This window comes from Bartonella sp. AP3QHHD (genome assembly GCF_042195765.1).
In the GTDB taxonomy this organism is placed as follows: Bacteria; Pseudomonadota; Alphaproteobacteria; order Rhizobiales; family Rhizobiaceae; genus Bartonella.
On sequence record NZ_JBHIPC010000088.1, the window covers coordinates 15,716 to 31,684 of the forward strand.

A 15,969-nucleotide genomic window follows, 5' to 3' on the forward strand; every position below is an offset into this window, starting at 1 on the left:
TAATACGTTTTTTCTTATATTGAATGAGAGTCTTGAATAGAAAAAGATTTCTCCATTTTTATAATGAATTTTAAAAATAGTTTTTTATCTATTATAAGTTGGATGTGTAAATGAAATCATTTAAGGAAGAAGCAATACACTCCCTATGAATGAATATTAAGAGTAGCAATATAATGAGCTATGAATGAATGACGATAGGGATGATGTTTATAGCTTAATGGGCGGCAACCTTTACGACCTTTGGATGGATAATGTTTTTTAATGCATTGCAAAAACGATTCTACATTCCATTGACTATTTTCTCGCAAATCCATACATGCACTGTTTTGCGAGAAAATGAATCATTATACAAACGCTGATCCTAAGATATGCAGACAAGAAATCCGTCTTACCTCTTCAACTATAGACGAAGAGCTGATGAAAACTTTATCAATAAGTTCTTAAAATTATGCACAATCTTTTTATTGGAGAGCGTTAAAGATCTGATTATAATTTGTGCTATTAATTTCCAAAGGATGTTCTTTATTGGCAACTTGTAGCATTTCTAGCTTGAGATCTTCTCTTATCATCATATCTATATTGGCGCGGACCTCAGTTGAAAGAGTATGAGACGTGATATCTTTAGGCATGGTTACAGTCTTTATTTGATAAATGATACGGTTTGTTGCAACCGGACCTTTTATGATGCCATAATGACCTTTGGGAGCGGAAAATAATGCTTTAATGCCTTCAACGCCAAGGGTTTCAGATGAGTCTTGACGCCGGAGGGTTGGTGTTGTTTGTTTTGTAACACCAAGGGTATGAGCAAGAGCAACAAGACTTTTTCCTTCCGTGAGCTGTTTGAGAGCATTTTGGGCTTTTTCATCAAGAAGACGTTGGATTTCCTCATTTTTCCATTGAGAAAGAACATCTAGCTTAGCCTCTTCAAGTGTCTTATCACGGGAAGGAATAATTTTATCGACCTTGTACCAGAGATATCCACCATTTTGAAAAGAGAGAGGATCAAGATCGAATCCTTCGTTTGATTGATAGATGGCATTCAGTAAAATATCTTTTTGAGGTAAATCCGTGAGTATTGCACCTTCAAGCGTTTTTCCCGTTTTATCAATAGTAATTGTGCGCAAAGATAACTTGTATTGGTCAGCTAACTCTTTGAGAGAAGCACCCTCAAAACGAGCATTTTCAATGGCAGCATAATTGTTACGGATATCATCAGTAGCACGATTTTTGGCAAGTATTTGGCGAATATTTTCTTCTACACTTTCAAAAGGAAGAGAGCTTGAAGGTTCAATATGCGTAACGCGAATGAGAACAGGTCCCTGTAAGTCATTTATCACAGGACTGACTTGGCCTTGTTGAAGTTCAAAAATTTCAGATGTCAGATGATTAGGAAGTTCGTTTTCTGCGAGAGGACCTTTTTTTATGTCATTAAGAGTCTTTTTTTCAGCTTTTACCAGTTCATCAAAACTCAATCCGTCAGCTATTTTTTTTGCTGCATTATCGGCTTCTTCGCGTGAGGGGAATCGCAGTTCTTCGAATGTACGCTTTTCAGGCGTTACAAAACGTGAAGCATTTTGTGTATAATAGGCTTTCGCCTCATCTGTTGAGATATCTTTAGGTTTTACAAAATCATTAAGTTCCATAGATAGCAAAGAGACAGTACGGTATTCTGGAGCACGAAATTGACTTTGATGTGTTTCAAACCATTTTTGTAATGTTTCGTAATCAGGATCAGCAATTGTTTTCTTTTCTTTTAGATCAATAACGAGATAATCAGCAATACGCATTTCTCCTTGATAAAGAGCAAGTGCTTTATAAAAGAGATTTGGTGCCTTCATATCAGAAAGTAAAGCAGCAATCAGCTGATTACGCTTTTCTTGTTTGGTGTAATAATTAAGAAAAGCACTTTCACTAATACGTAAATGCTGAAGATAGTTATAAAACAAGTTTTTATCAAAAGTGCCATTTACCTGGAACATCTTATCAGAACCAATCGTATGAGCTATTGTATCTTTTGAAAGACTTATTTTCATTTTACGTGCTTGTTCATCAAGCAGTACATTTTGTTGTAATTGATTAAATACAAAAGCAGGAATTTGGTATTGCTGCATTTCATTTGTTGTAAACATTCGTCCAAGATGAGCAGCATATGCTAAACGTGCGCTTTGATCGGCGAGTGCAAGACGATAATCATCGACAGTTACTGTGGACTTTCCAGAAGTAATAAGATCTCTTTCACTTTTTTTGTGTAACTGCGGTACCCCCCATAAAAGAATGAAGCATAAGAGTAAAATAGCAAGGAAAATTCTAAAAATCCAAGAATTTGTAGCATTTCTTATGATGTCAAGCATTGTTCAAGTCCATTTTTAATGTGAGTTATTATCAAAGCTGTAATGGAATTTGCAATAAAGAGATGAAAGATGCAAGCTTTAAAGACTTGCTTTCATTTTATAATTTGGTAACTACAGATAAACAATGTATTGTAAAAGCTCTTGAGGTGAAAATATGTCTCCAAATATTCGGCCTTTTCTTGCTGGAAATTGGAAAATGAATGGAACGAGTGAATCGCTTGGAGAGTTACGTGCTATTGCTACAGGCGTTAGCTCTGATCTAGGTCATCTATTTGAAGCCCTAATTTGTGTTCCAGCAACGCTTTTATCGCGTGCTTCTAATACGCTGAATGGTGAAAATCTCCTTTTGGGAGGACAAAATTGTCACTTTGATGATCATGGTCCTTATACTGGAGATATTTCAGCTTTTATGCTTAAAGAAGCAGGAGCAAGTCATGTTATTATTGGGCATTCAGAACGTCGTACAGTGTACCAGGAAAATGATGCGATTGTCTGTGCCAAAGTGCAAGCTGCGTGGCGAGCAGGTCTTGTGGCTCTTGTATGTATTGGTGAAACATTGGAGGAGCGTAATAATAATAAAGTACTGGATATTCTCACGCAGCAGCTTGAAGAATCTCTCCCAGATGATGCAACAGCAGAGAATACCATTATCGCTTATGAACCAGTTTGGGCGATAGGCACCGGCAATACAGCGACTCCAGAAGATATTGCAAAAGTACATCATTTCATTCGTGATAGGGTGCGCTCTCGTTTTGGTGATGAAGGTAATAAGATACGTTTGCTTTATGGTGGATCCGTAAAGCCATCCAATGCATTTGAGCTTTTAAGCATTGCTCATGTTAATGGTGCTTTGATAGGTGGAGCAAGCTTAAAAGCGATTGATTTTTTAACAATTTGCGATGTTTGTCGTAAACTATAGCAGAGAAATTTGAGTTTCCCCTTGGATTGTGCGTTATTTATGTGTAAATAGCTATTAAAGAGTTATTTGAAGAGCAGGGTTTATGCAAACAGTACTTATAGTTATTCATTTTTTGATTGTGATTACTTTGGTTGGTATTATATTAATTCAACCTTCAGAAGGTGGTGGGTTAGGTGTGAGTAATAGCTCAGGGTTGATGAAAACTCGTGGATCTCAAAATCCTTTAACACGTTTGACTGCTATTTTAGCCTGTTGTTTTTTTGTTGTGTCTATTGGACTTACCGTGGTGAGTAATATATCAAATTCTAGTTCTGATATTTTAAAGCGTATACCGGTTAATTCAGAGCAGAATTCTACCAATAAAGACTCAGGATCAGTCCCATCATCAGATGGTGAGTCTTCCCCTTCTATTCTTGAACAGCTAGGAGGCACTTCGAATTCTCCGCAGGAACAGAAACAGTCCACAAATCCTGAAGCAGAAAGTCCAGTTCCTCAGGTTTTTGAAAATACAGTTCCGGATAACAGTACAAAATAGTTTTTTTAAGAAAACATAGACTTTTTAAAAAAGGTGATTTTTTTCGCCTTTTTTATTTTAGAAGAAAAATTGTTTCTTTTTGCATTTTTTGCTGGAAAAATCATTATAAATTGCTTATCACCATAAGCCCATGGCACGTTATGTTTTTATTACTGGTGGTGTGGTTTCTTCCCTTGGAAAAGGCATCGCAGCGGCGGCGTTAGCAGCGTTATTACAGGCTCGTGGCTATCGCGTACGTCTTCGCAAACTTGATCCTTATTTAAATGTTGATCCAGGTACGATGTCACCTTATCAACATGGCGAAGTATTTGTGACCGATGATGGTGCAGAAACGGATCTTGATCTTGGTCATTATGAGCGTTTTACTGGGCGTTCTGCAAATAGCCAAGATAATATTACAACAGGGCGTATTTATCGCAATATCATTGAACGAGAGCGGCGTGGTGATTATTTGGGGGCAACAGTCCAAGTTATTCCTCATGTTACAGATGAAATTAAGAGATTCATTACGATGGAAAATGAAGAATTTGATTTTGTTTTGTGTGAGATAGGTGGAACGGTTGGTGATATTGAAGCAATGCCTTTTCTAGAAGCGATTCGTCAGCTTCGCAATGAGCTACCGAGACAAAATGTCGTTTATGTCCATCTCACATTAATGCCTTATATTCCTTCAGCAGGTGAATTAAAAACGAAACCAACACAACATTCTGTCAAAGAATTGCAAGCAGTTGGTATTTCTCCTGATATTTTGCTTGTACGTGCAGATCGATCTATTCCAGAAACAGAACGGTGCAAATTATCACTTTTTTGCAATGTTCGCTCCAATGCAGTCATTCAGGCATTAGATATGCCAACAATTTATGATGTTCCTATGGCATACCATAAGGAGGGTTTGGACTCTGAAGTTCTTTGCGCTTTTGGAATCGATTCGGCACCTTCCCCAAAGATGGATCGTTGGGAAGATATTACGCATCGTATTCACCATCCTGAAGGAGAAGTTACGATTGCTGTTGTAGGAAAATATACGGGCTTAAAGGATGCTTATAAATCTCTTATTGAAGCGATTGCACATGGTGGTTTAGCGAATAGAGTGAAGGTTAATATTGAGTGGATTGATTCGGAGCTTTTTGAAAAAGAAGATTCTGTTTCAGCTTTACAAAAAGCCCATGGAATTTTGGTTCCAGGTGCTTTTGGGGCACGAGGGGCAGAAGGGAAGATTCGAGCAATTCAATTTGCGCGAGAGCGTAAAGTTCCATTTTTAGGGATTTGTTTTGGGATGCAATTAGCTTGTATAGAAGCTGCGCGCAATATTGCACAGATTGAGAATGCTTCATCAAGTGAGTTTTGCGAAACAGACAATCCAATTGTAGGTTTAATGACAGAATGGCTTAAAGGAGACGTTCTTGAAAAACGTACAAGAAATGGTGCTCTCGGCGGTTCAATGCGCCTTGGTGCTTTTGCTGCTGAATTAAAAGAAGCGAGTCATATTGCTCAAATTTATGGGATGACCAAGATTGTCGAGCGACATCGTCATCGTTATGAGGTCAATATTGATTATAAGGATAAGTTAGAACAGTGTGGTTTGATTTTTTCTGGGATGTCTCCTGATGGTATTTTACCAGAAACGATAGAATATGTAGATCATCCATGGTTTATTGGTGTTCAATATCATCCAGAATTAAAATCTCGTCCTTTCGATCCACATCCGCTTTTTTCTTCTTTTATTGAAGCCGCTGTAGAACAAAGTCGATTAGTTTAATGCGTAAATTGGATTACTTTGCTTTTGAGGGATAAAATGACTAAACCAAATGCACGTGTGAAAGTTGGAAATATGATTTTTTCAAATGAAATGCCTCTTTCATTAATTGCAGGGCCGTGTCAGATGGAAAGTCGTGATCATGCTTTTGAAATGGCTGGTCGTATTAAAACAATTACCGATCAGCTTGGTATCAGGTTTGTTTATAAATCAAGTTACGATAAAGCCAACAGAACCTCTTTGAATGCGGCACGTGGCATTGGTCTTGAAAAAGCAATGGCTATTTTTTCTGATTTAAAAAAAGAGTTTGATTGTCCCATATTAACTGATGTGCATACAGAAGAGCAATGTACAATTGTTTCTTCTACAGTTGATATTTTACAAATACCGGCTTTTTTATGTCGTCAAACAGATCTTTTGGTAGCAGCCGCCAAAACAGAATGTGTTATTAACATTAAAAAAGGTCAGTTTTTAGCGCCGTGGGATATGGAGAATGTTTTAAAAAAGGTTGTTTACAGTGGTAATCCGAATGTTATGCTTTGTGAGCGAGGCACGTCATTTGGTTACAACCGACTTATTTCTGATATGCGTTCGTTGCCTATTTTACGTTCATTTGGAGCTCCTGTTATTTTTGATGCAACGCATTCTGTTCAAGAACCTGGGGGGCAGGGGGCTTCATCTGGTGGACAGCGTCAATTTGTTGAAATTTTAGCGCGTGCAGCTGTTTCTGTTGGGGTAGCTGGTATTTTTTTAGAAACACATCAAGATCCAGATAATGCACCTTCTGATGGACCCAATATGGTTAAAGTTGATGATTTACAAAGATTGCTTGAGACTTTAATGGAATTTGATTATCTGTCAAAAAAGTTGAGTTGAGAAGAGAAAAAATATTTCATTAATAGGGCATTATAAATGAATCGAGACTTTTATTGGATAAGGAAACACATATGACTATAATTGTCGATATCATTGGGCGTGAAGTTCTTGATAGCCGTGGTAATCCAACGGTAGAAGTTGATGTTCATTTGGAGAATGGAGCTTTTGGTCGCGCTCTGGTTCCTTCGGGAGCTTCAACAGGAGCATACGAGGCTATAGAGCTTCGTGATGGTGGTTTGCGCTATCAAGGGAAAGGTGTTGAAAAAGCGGTTGCTGCAGTTAATGGCGAAATTCTTGAAGAACTTGGTGGGCGGGATGCAACAAATCAAATTGCTATTGATCAAGCAATGATTGCTTTGGATGGAACGCCAAACAAAGCCCGTCTTGGTGCCAATGCACTTCTTGGTGTTTCATTAGCTGTTGCAAAAGCAGCTGCGGATTCATTAAATTTACCTTTGTATCGTTATATTGGTGGTACACAAGCGCATATTCTTCCAACCCCCATGATGAATATTATTAATGGTGGCGTTCATGCTGATAATTTGATTGATTTTCAAGAGTTTATGATTATTCCTATAGGAGCTCCTACTATAAGAGAAGCGATCCGTTATGGCGCTGAGATTTTCCATGCATTGAAAAAGCGTTTAAAAGATGCGGGTTATAATACCAATGTTGGTGATGAAGGTGGTTTTGCTCCTCAATTTAAAAGTGCTGATCAAGCAATTGATTTTATTATGGAATCTATCATGATATGTGGCTATAAACCAGGTGAACAAATTGCCATTGGTTTAGACTGTGCTTCAACCGAATTTTATAAAAATGGTTCGTATTTTTATAAAGGTGAGGGGAAATGCCGTGACACCCAAGAGCAGGTAGATTATTTAGCGCAGCTTGTGAAAAATTATCCTATTATTACAATTGAAGATGGAATGGCAGAGGATGATTGGGAAGGTTGGAAGCTACTTACTGACACAATGGGAGAAAAATGTCAGCTTGTTGGCGATGATTTGTTTGTAACGAATTCAGCACGTTTGCGTGATGGTATCAAAATGGAGGTAGGCAATTCTATTCTCATAAAAGTTAATCAAATTGGTACATTGAGTGAAACACTTGATGCTGTAGAGGTAGCACATAAAGCAGGTTATCGTGCCATTATATCTCATCGTTCAGGCGAGACAGAGGATTCTTTCATTGCAGATCTTGCTGTTGCAACGAATTGTGGACAAATTAAAACAGGTTCTCTTGCACGTTCGGATAGATTAGCAAAATACAATCAACTTATCCGTATTGAGGAAATGCTAGGAGCCCAAGCACATTATGCTGGTGATTTATATCGTGTATAGTTGTGAGCAAAAAATATGAAAGTATACAATCATTTAGATTATGAAATTGAGATTTCTTATCAAAGGCATATACGCAATAATTTTTAAGTATTTAAATTTATAGGGATTAAGATGAGAGGTATAATTATTAGTCAAGATCAAGGAACTTATCTCGTTTCGGGTGATGATGGTAAACGTTATCAGTTTGCGACTTGGGATTGGTTGGGAAAGAATCCACCAAGGATTGGTAATGCTGTTGATTTTGTCTGTGAAGGGGGGGGTGTCAGTTCTGTTTTTCCATTGTTGAGACCAGGTACAGAGAACTCAAAGATAATGTTCGCACTCCTTTGTTGGTGTGCAGGTATCTTTGGTGTCCATCGTTTTATGGTTGGTAAAGTTAGGACTGGTGCTTTAATGCTGGTTCTATCTTTATCATTGTTTGGATTGATAATTACCGGAATTTGGGCAGTTGTTGATTTTATAGTCATTCTTGGAGGAAGATTTACGGATAAAGATGGGAATCAGATTACAGATTTTTAAAAATTTTATAATAAAGAGAAAGTAATTCAGTTCGCTTTTTATTTTTATAAATAATTAAGTTGCATCATGCAAAATTATTGTACTATATTTATTTAATATGAGATATTAAAAAACATGTACAGCTAAGTAAAAGTATTGAAAAAGACAATGCTATTTTATACGGGTAAAGCAAAGACGCAAATTAATTAAGGCGTGCATTGTTTTTCTGCTTATAGCAGTGGATAGCATTAGATTATTGGAGGCTCCAAACTATCCTAATTTCACGTTTATTACGGCTGCTATAAATTGTATTTACACCGTGAGGTTAATCCGCATATTATCAAATTAGAAATAATCTCTTTATGAATAACACATAAGGAGCGTGGGTAAGGATGAAGGGTGAAATTATGGTTCAAAATCAAGGGGGTTATCTCGTTTTGGGAGGTGATGATAAGCGTTATCAATTTGAGGATTGGAATTGGTTAGGAAAAAACCACCAAGCATAGGGGATACCGTTGATTTTATCTTTATTTTAATAGGAAATTTTAGGAAAAAGCTACAAATTAGAGGATATCCAATATTTATAATATAAAAAGTAGGTCATTCAGCTTACTTTGATTGTATTAAGGGGGATAAATTGAAAATAACAAATTATTTAGTGTAGATTTGGTAATGAGGTATTAATCAAAATCATGCATAGTTGGGCAAAATATTAAGAAATTTGTGCTGTAAAGACTGTGCTATTTTATGTGGACAAAGCAGAAACGTCGATCAATCAAAGTACGCTTTGTACTACCTCTTATGACGGTGGGAGTCTTAAGCTATTTCAGTTATCACATTTATCATGGTGAGTATGGATTGTATTCACGCAGTGAAGTTAATCAGCATATTAGCGAATTAGAAAAGGAGCTTCATAAAATAGAAGCTGAGCGGATATTCATGGAAAAGCGTATTTCTCTTTTACGCAACGGGCATATAGAAAAAGATATGTTGGATGAGTATGTCCGAAAGAACTTGAACTTCTCTAAGTCAAATGAACTGACAATCTTAATACCTTGAAATGATACTAAAGGTAAATGAAAAATCGCTTAATTTAAACAACAATCAGCAATGATATTGTTTAAGCCGATTGATAAGGCTTGTAACTTTTGTTCGTAAAGGTTATTCCTAAATAATCATAAAAGGGAGTTTAATATGGCAGAACGACTTAAAAAAAATTCTGCGTCGGCGGCGCGCACTGCATTATCAAGCACCACAAAGAAAGCACCAATAGCAGATTTTACAAAAGAAGAAGAAATTGATGCTTATCGTGAAATGCTTTTAATTCGCCGTTTTGAAGAAAAAGCAGGACAACTTTATGGTATGGGGCTTATAGGGGGATTTTGTCACCTTTATATTGGTCAGGAAGCCGTTGTTATAGGAACATTGAAAGCGGCAAAAGAAGGTGATCAGGTTATTACGTCTTACCGTGATCATGGACATATGTTAGCGGTTGGGATGAGTCCGCGTGGTGTTATGGCAGAATTAACGGGACGTCAAGGGGGCTTTTCTAAAGGGAAAGGTGGCTCGATGCATATGTTCTCTAAAGAAAAGAACTTTTATGGGGGACATGGTATTGTTGGTGCGCAGGTTCCCATTGGTTCAGGTTTGGCATTTTCGAATCAGTACCTTGGTAAAGATAATGTGACATTGGTTTATTTTGGTGATGGTGCTGCAAATCAGGGGCAGGTTTACGAGAGTTTTAATATGGCTTCACTTTGGAAGCTTCCTGTTGTTTATATTATTGAAAACAATCAGTATGCTATGGGAACGTCAGTTTCACGTGCATCTGCAGAAACTGATTTTTCCCGACGTGGTCTTTCTTTTGAAATTCCAGGTATTGTTGTTGATGGTATGGATGTTCGATCAGTAAAAGGAGCTGCTGATGAAGCAATTTCTTGGGCACGCTCAGGTAAAGGACCGATCATTCTTGATATGCAGACCTATCGCTATCGTGGTCATTCCATGTCTGACCCAGCAAAATATCGTTCAAAGGAAGAAGTCCAAAAAATAAAAGAGGAGCACGATCCGATTGATCAAGTAAAAAGTCGGATTCTTAAAAAAAATTGGGCGAGCGAAGACGATTTAAAATCTATTGAGAAAGAGGTCCGTGCAATTGTTGCTGATGCGGTAGATTTTGCACAAAGTGATCAAGAGCCAGATGCTTCTGAGCTCTATACTGATATTTTAGTTTGATGCGAGGGAAGCAAGTATGTCTATTGATATTTTGATGCCGGCGCTTTCACCAACTATGGAAGAAGGTAAACTGTCTAAATGGCTCAAGAAAGAAGGTGATAAGGTTAGCTCTGGCGATGTTATTGCTGAAATTGAAACGGATAAGGCTACAATGGAAGTAGAGGCCGTTGATGAAGGTACTCTTGGTAAGATTTTTGTGCCTGAAGGGTCTGAAGGTGTAAAGGTTAACACTGTTATTGCGGTTTTGTTAGAAGAAGGTGAGCGTGTTGAGGATATTTTGCAACCTACCGATACAGCACAAAAACCTAAGGAATTTCCTCTTTCTCTACCTTCGTCAGTTCCGCAGGCTGTTCCTACTTTTGATACATCTCCTGATTTTGATATTCCAGCGGGAACCCAAATGGTTACGATGACAGTACGTGAAGCGCTTAATCAGGCTTTGGCTGAGGAAATGCGGCGTGATGAAAAAGTTTTTCTCATGGGGGAAGAGGTCGCGCAATATCAAGGTGCCTATAAGGTTAGTCAAGGTTTGTTGGAAGAATTCGGAGAACGCCGAGTTATTGATACCCCAATTACAGAGCACGGCTTTGCTGGGCTGGCTGTTGGGGCTGCTTTTGGTGGGTTACGTCCCATTGTTGAGTTTATGACATTTAATTTTGCGATGCAGGCGATGGACCAAATTATTAACTCAGCAGCCAAAACACGTTATATGTCTGGTGGACAAATGACCGCTCCTATGGTTTTCCGAGGTCCCAATGGCGCGGCTGCCCGTGTTGGTGCTCAACATTCTCAATGTTATGCTGCATGGTATAGTCATGTACCAGGTCTGAAAGTTGTCATGCCTTATAGTGCTGCAGATGCAAAAGGTTTGCTGAAAGCTGCTATTCGTGATGATAATCCTGTTATTTTCCTTGAAAATGAGATTTTGTATGGGCATCAATTTGATGTTCCTCAACTGGATGATTTTCTTTTGCCTATTGGTAAGGCACGTATTCATAAGTCTGGACAAGATGTGACGATTGTTGCATGTGGAATTGGGATGCATTATGCTGTTCAAGCGTTACCAGAAATTGAAAAACTTGGTATTGATGTTGAATTGATTGATTTACGAACCATTCGCCCGATGGATTTTCCAACAATTCTTTCGTCAGTTAAAAAAACAGGTCGTTTGGTAACAATTGAAGAGGGATTTCCTCAGTCATCTGTGGGAACTGAAATAGCAACGCGTGTTATGCAGCAGGCTTTTGACTATCTTGATGCGCCAATTGCTACGATTTCTGGCAAAGATGTTCCGATGCCTTATGCCGCTAATCTTGAGAAGTTGGCTTTGCCTAATACTGCTGAAATTATTGAGGCCGTTAAGGCTGTGACATACAGAGCATAACGGAGGAAAGCATAATGCCCATTAAAATTACAATGCCAGCGCTTTCCCCTACGATGGAAGAGGGAAATTTAACAAAATGGAATATTAAGGAGGGAGATAAGGTTTCCTCTGGTGATGTTATTGCTGAGATTGAGACGGATAAAGCGACAATGGAAGTCGAAGCCGTTGATGAAGGTAGGGTTGCTAAAATTGTTGTTCCTGCTGGAACACAAGGCGTTAAAGTAAATGCTTTAATTGTTGTTTTAGCAGAAGAAGGTGAAGATTTAGCTGAAGCTGCAAAAGTTACAGAAGAAATCTCTTCTTCTACAAGACAAAAACCAGAGGGCATCAAACAGACAGATTCTCTGAAACAGACGGACTCAAAGGGAATAAAAATGTCTCATGAATCATCAACTGGGCAATTAATACAGCAAGATAAAAAGGAAGCTCGTCTTTTTGCCTCTCCCTTAGCGCGGCGATTAGCATCTCAGGCAGGTCTTGATTTATCCCTTATTTCTGGAAGTGGTCCGCATGGGCGTATTATTAAGCGCGATGTAGAAAAAGCTGTGAGCAGCGATATGTCTAAAGTGTCTTATTCATCACCGATAGGGGAGCTAATAGCTACAGGTGCTTCGGACAAACAGATATTGAAACTCTTCAAAGAGGATGAATATAGCTTCGCTCCCCATAATAATATGCGTAAAACAATCGCGACACGTTTGGTGGAATCAAAACAGAGAGTCCCACATTTCTATGTAACGGTAGATTGTGAACTTGATGCGCTATTAGCACTGCGTACACAACTCAATGCTGCTGCTCCAATGGTTAAGGGGCAGGAAGAAACTCAGCCTACTTATAAGCTTTCTGTTAATGATATGGTGATCAAAGCTGTCGCACTTTCTTTGAAAGCGGTTCCTGATGCGAATGTTTCTTGGCTTGAAGGCGGGATGCTTCATCATAAACATTGTGATGTTGGGGTTGCTGTTTCTATTCCCAATGGATTAATTACACCGATTATTCGCCATGCAGAGGAAAAGCCGTTATCACTTATTTCCAAAGAGATGAAGGATTTTGCAAAGCGTGCGCGCGAGGGCAAGTTAAAAATGGAAGAATATCAGGGTGGAACAACGGCTGTATCAAATATGGGGATGTATGGTATAAAAAGTTTTTCGGCTATTCTTAATCCACCGCATGCGACGATTTTTGCGATTGGTGCAGGGGAGCAACGCGCCGTTGTTAAAAATGGTGCATTAGTTGTTGCGACAGTTATGTCAGTTACGCTTTCTGCGGATCATCGTGCTGTCGATGGTGCTTTAGCAGCAGAGCTCGCGCGGACTTTTAAGAAGATGATTGAAAATCCATTAGCAATGTTGGTTTGAACTGTTTAACAGTTCTTCACGTAAATTGTGAGAAAGCGTGTTAAGAGAATAGAAACAAATTTAAAGAGTTTAAAGAGCAATGTTATTGCTATTTCTGGTTTGGATAAAGCATTTGCGTGAAGCTTAAAGCAAAAGACATAAGATAATTCTCTCATGTTGTTTTACAGACTTAAGTTCAAAAAATGCATATCCATTTTATATATATCCATGGAGGAATTACTGTGGTAAATCTTTATGATGTAATTGTGATTGGATCAGGTCCAGGCGGATATGTAACCGCAATTCGTGCAGCACAATGTGGCTTTAAGACTGCGATTGTTGAACGTGAACATTTGGGAGGGATCTGTTTAAATTGGGGATGTATTCCAACAAAGGCCCTTCTACGTTCAGCGGAAATGAAACATTTTGCTGAACATGCGACAAATTATGGATTAAAAATTAATGGTTCAATTGAGGCAAACATCAAAGATGTTGTGGCACGTTCACGGGGTGTTTCAGCACGTTTAAATGCTGGTGTTGGTTTTTTAATGAAAAAAAACAAAATTGATATTATCTGGGGTGAAGCAAAGCTTACTAAAGAAGCAAAGGGAAGCCTTCCTGCGGAAATTATGGTTTCTTCATCCTCCAAACCGATTATGCAACCGCAAAATCCAGTCCCTAAAGGGACGTTAGGGGAGGGAACTTATCAAGCAAAGCATATCATTATTGCAACGGGCGCACGTCCTCGTGTCCTTCCTGGTATTGAGCCAGATGGAAAACTCATTTGGACTTATTTTGAAGCTATGATACCGCCAGCAATGCCAAAATCGCTTTTGGTTATAGGGTCTGGGGCTATTGGCATTGAATTTGCTTCTTTTTATCATGATATGGGGGCGATAGTAACTGTTGTTGAAATGATGCCCCATATCATGCCTGCTGAAGATATTGAAATTTCAACGTTTGCTCGTAAACAGTTAGAGAAAAAAGGTTTACGCATTCTTCGTCAAGCAAAAGTAACAAAGGTTGAAAAATCTTCCGATTCTGTAAGTGTACATATTGATGTTCAAGGTAAAATAGAGTCAATGACTGTTAACCGGTTGATTTCCGCTGTTGGGGTGCAAGGTAATATTGAGAATCTTGGTTTAGAAGCTTTGGGAATAAAAACCGATCGCGGCTGCATTGTAACTGATGAATGGAGTTGGACGGGGGTGGAAGGTATTTATGCTATTGGTGATGTAGCAGGCCCTCCTATGTTGGCCCATAAAGCAGAAGAAGAAGGTGTGATATGTATTGAGCATCTTGCAGGTTTGAAAAGCGCTCATCCGCTTGATAAAAGAAAAATTCCAGGGTGTACATATTGTACACCACAGGTTGCCTCTGTAGGGCTTTCAGAAGCGGCTGCAAAAGAAGCAGGTTATGATATACGTATTGGTCGTTATTCTTTTGCTGCGAATGGTAAGGCGATTGCTTTGGGTGAAGATCAGGGGTTAGTAAAAACGATTTTTGATAAAAAAACAGGACAGCTTCTCGGGGCCCATATGGTAGGGGCTGAGGTAACAGAATTGATACAGGGTTTTGTTATTGCTATGAATCTTGAAACAACAGAAGAAGAATTAATGCATACTGTCTTTCCACATCCGACCTTATCGGAAATGATGAAAGAAAGTGTATTGGATGCTTATGGTCAAGTTTTAAACGCTTGATGACTGGATTGTATGAAAAATTTTATATTTTTGATTGTTACTTCGTATTTATAAGGCAAAGGCTTAAATGGTTACGGTTGTTGATAGAGTTGCAAATAGACGATTGCGTCATCCTGAAAAGGCACATCGTCCTGATACAAGCGTTCAAAAAAAGCCAGATTGGATTCGTGTAAAAGCGCCAACATCACCAATTTATAAGGAAACACATGGTATTGTACGTACGCATAAGTTAGTGACTGTATGTGAAGAAGCTGGTTGTCCTAATATTGGCGAATGTTGGAGCCAGAGGCATGCTAGCTTTATGATTTTAGGTGAAATATGTACGCGTGCTTGTGCTTTTTGTAACGTTGCAACAGGTATTCCACTTGCCGTTGATGATAATGAGCCAGAACGTGTCGCTGATGCTGTTGCACGGATGGAATTAAAACATGTTGTCATTACATCTGTTGATCGTGATGATCTTGCTGATGGTGGTGCTGAGCATTTTGCAAAAGTTATTTATGCGATTCGTCAAAAAACTCCTAAAACAACAATTGAAGTTCTTACACCTGATTTTCGTCATAAGGATGGCGCTTTAGAAGTTGTTGTTGCTGCTAAGCCTGATGTTTTTAATCATAACTTAGAAACAGTTCCTTCTAAATATTTGAAGGTCCGTCCAGGGGCACGTTATTTTCATTCAATTCGTTTGTTACAACGTGTTAAAGAACTTGATCCAACAATTTTTACAAAATCGGGAATTATGGTTGGCCTCGGGGAGGAGCGAAATGAAGTTTTGCAATTGATGGATGATTTGCGCGCTGCTGATGTTGACTTTATGACAATTGGACAATATTTGCAGCCTACACGAAAACATCATCCAGTTGTTCGTTTTGTGCCTCCTGAAGAATTTGAGTCTTTTGCCAAGATTGGTAAAGTAAAAGGATTTTTACATATGTCCTCCAATCCTCTAACGCGTTCATCTCATCATGCTGGAGATGATTTTGCCATTTTGCAAAAAGCGCGTGATGAAAAATTTTCCTTACAGAGATAATT

13 protein-coding genes are annotated in these 15,969 nt (G+C 38.5%); 12 read left to right on the forward strand and 1 reads right to left on the reverse strand.

Annotated features, from left to right (window positions below; translation table 11 throughout):
- Nucleotides 1-461: 461 nt before the first annotated feature.
- Nucleotides 462-2,351, reverse strand: coding sequence for a peptidyl-prolyl cis-trans isomerase (locus ACFIL7_RS07300; protein WP_375683473.1), 1,890 nt, complete (start codon nucleotides 2,349-2,351; stop codon nucleotides 462-464).
- Between the two features lie 154 nt (nucleotides 2,352-2,505).
- Between ACFIL7_RS07300 and tpiA the strand changes: the two genes are divergently transcribed.
- From tpiA to lipA, 12 genes are all read left to right on the forward strand, one after another.
- Nucleotides 2,506-3,270, forward strand: coding sequence for a triose-phosphate isomerase (tpiA, locus tag ACFIL7_RS07305; RefSeq protein ID WP_375620758.1), 765 nt, complete (start codon nucleotides 2,506-2,508; stop codon nucleotides 3,268-3,270).
- Between the two features lie 82 nt (nucleotides 3,271-3,352).
- Complete coding sequence (gene secG / locus ACFIL7_RS07310; RefSeq protein ID WP_375633091.1) at nucleotides 3,353-3,805, forward strand: preprotein translocase subunit SecG; 453 nt, start codon at nucleotides 3,353-3,355, stop codon at nucleotides 3,803-3,805.
- Nucleotides 3,806-3,935: 130 nt separating this feature from the next.
- Nucleotides 3,936-5,564, forward strand: a complete 1,629-nt coding sequence (locus ACFIL7_RS07315) for a CTP synthase (RefSeq protein WP_375633089.1) — start codon at nucleotides 3,936-3,938, stop codon at nucleotides 5,562-5,564.
- A 36-nt stretch (nucleotides 5,565-5,600) separates the two neighbouring features.
- On the forward strand, nucleotides 5,601-6,437 hold the full coding sequence (gene kdsA, locus ACFIL7_RS07320) for a 3-deoxy-8-phosphooctulonate synthase (RefSeq protein WP_375633087.1): 837 nt from the start codon (nucleotides 5,601-5,603) through the stop codon (nucleotides 6,435-6,437).
- Nucleotides 6,438-6,508: 71 nt separating this feature from the next.
- A complete protein-coding gene (gene eno, locus ACFIL7_RS07325) occupies nucleotides 6,509-7,780 on the forward strand; it encodes a phosphopyruvate hydratase (protein WP_375633085.1) in 1,272 nt (423 codons plus the stop codon).
- 111 nt (nucleotides 7,781-7,891) lie between these two features.
- Nucleotides 7,892-8,299 (forward strand): TM2 domain-containing protein, encoded by a 408-nt coding sequence (locus ACFIL7_RS07330; RefSeq protein WP_375633083.1) that lies wholly within the window; start codon nucleotides 7,892-7,894, stop codon nucleotides 8,297-8,299.
- A gap of 726 nt (nucleotides 8,300-9,025) precedes the next feature.
- Entirely contained in the window at nucleotides 9,026-9,337 is a 312-nt protein-coding gene (locus tag ACFIL7_RS07335) for a septum formation initiator family protein (protein ID WP_375617692.1), read from the forward strand.
- A 135-nt stretch (nucleotides 9,338-9,472) separates the two neighbouring features.
- Complete coding sequence (gene pdhA / locus ACFIL7_RS07340) at nucleotides 9,473-10,513, forward strand: pyruvate dehydrogenase (acetyl-transferring) E1 component subunit alpha (RefSeq protein WP_273791144.1); 1,041 nt, start codon at nucleotides 9,473-9,475, stop codon at nucleotides 10,511-10,513.
- A gap of 16 nt (nucleotides 10,514-10,529) precedes the next feature.
- On the forward strand, nucleotides 10,530-11,897 hold the full coding sequence (locus ACFIL7_RS07345; RefSeq protein WP_375683474.1) for a pyruvate dehydrogenase complex E1 component subunit beta: 1,368 nt from the start codon (nucleotides 10,530-10,532) through the stop codon (nucleotides 11,895-11,897).
- A 14-nt stretch (nucleotides 11,898-11,911) separates the two neighbouring features.
- On the forward strand, nucleotides 11,912-13,255 hold the full coding sequence (locus ACFIL7_RS07350) for a pyruvate dehydrogenase complex dihydrolipoamide acetyltransferase (protein WP_375633079.1): 1,344 nt from the start codon (nucleotides 11,912-11,914) through the stop codon (nucleotides 13,253-13,255).
- Between the two features lie 221 nt (nucleotides 13,256-13,476).
- Entirely contained in the window at nucleotides 13,477-14,937 is a 1,461-nt protein-coding gene (gene lpdA, locus ACFIL7_RS07355) for a dihydrolipoyl dehydrogenase (protein WP_375633077.1), read from the forward strand.
- A gap of 67 nt (nucleotides 14,938-15,004) precedes the next feature.
- Nucleotides 15,005-15,967, forward strand: a complete 963-nt coding sequence (gene lipA / locus ACFIL7_RS07360) for a lipoyl synthase (protein WP_375633075.1) — start codon at nucleotides 15,005-15,007, stop codon at nucleotides 15,965-15,967.
- Nucleotides 15,968-15,969 lie beyond the last annotated feature (2 nt).

Coding starts and splice junctions, on each gene's coding strand:
- ACFIL7_RS07335 (WP_375617692.1), top strand. CDS start 9,026: ATGTGGACAAAGCAGAAACGTCGATCAATCAAAGTACGCTTTGTACTA.
- ACFIL7_RS07300 (WP_375683473.1), bottom strand. CDS start 2,351: ATGCTTGACATCATAAGAAATGCTACAAATTCTTGGATTTTTAGAATT.
- ACFIL7_RS07345 (WP_375683474.1), top strand. CDS start 10,530: ATGTCTATTGATATTTTGATGCCGGCGCTTTCACCAACTATGGAAGAA.
- pdhA (WP_273791144.1), top strand. CDS start 9,473: ATGGCAGAACGACTTAAAAAAAATTCTGCGTCGGCGGCGCGCACTGCA.
- kdsA (WP_375633087.1), top strand. CDS start 5,601: ATGACTAAACCAAATGCACGTGTGAAAGTTGGAAATATGATTTTTTCA.
- tpiA (WP_375620758.1), top strand. CDS start 2,506: ATGTCTCCAAATATTCGGCCTTTTCTTGCTGGAAATTGGAAAATGAAT.
- eno (WP_375633085.1), top strand. CDS start 6,509: ATGACTATAATTGTCGATATCATTGGGCGTGAAGTTCTTGATAGCCGT.
- ACFIL7_RS07350 (WP_375633079.1), top strand. CDS start 11,912: ATGCCCATTAAAATTACAATGCCAGCGCTTTCCCCTACGATGGAAGAG.
- ACFIL7_RS07330 (WP_375633083.1), top strand. CDS start 7,892: ATGAGAGGTATAATTATTAGTCAAGATCAAGGAACTTATCTCGTTTCG.
- ACFIL7_RS07315 (WP_375633089.1), top strand. CDS start 3,936: ATGGCACGTTATGTTTTTATTACTGGTGGTGTGGTTTCTTCCCTTGGA.
- secG (WP_375633091.1), top strand. CDS start 3,353: ATGCAAACAGTACTTATAGTTATTCATTTTTTGATTGTGATTACTTTG.
- lipA (WP_375633075.1), top strand. CDS start 15,005: ATGGTTACGGTTGTTGATAGAGTTGCAAATAGACGATTGCGTCATCCT.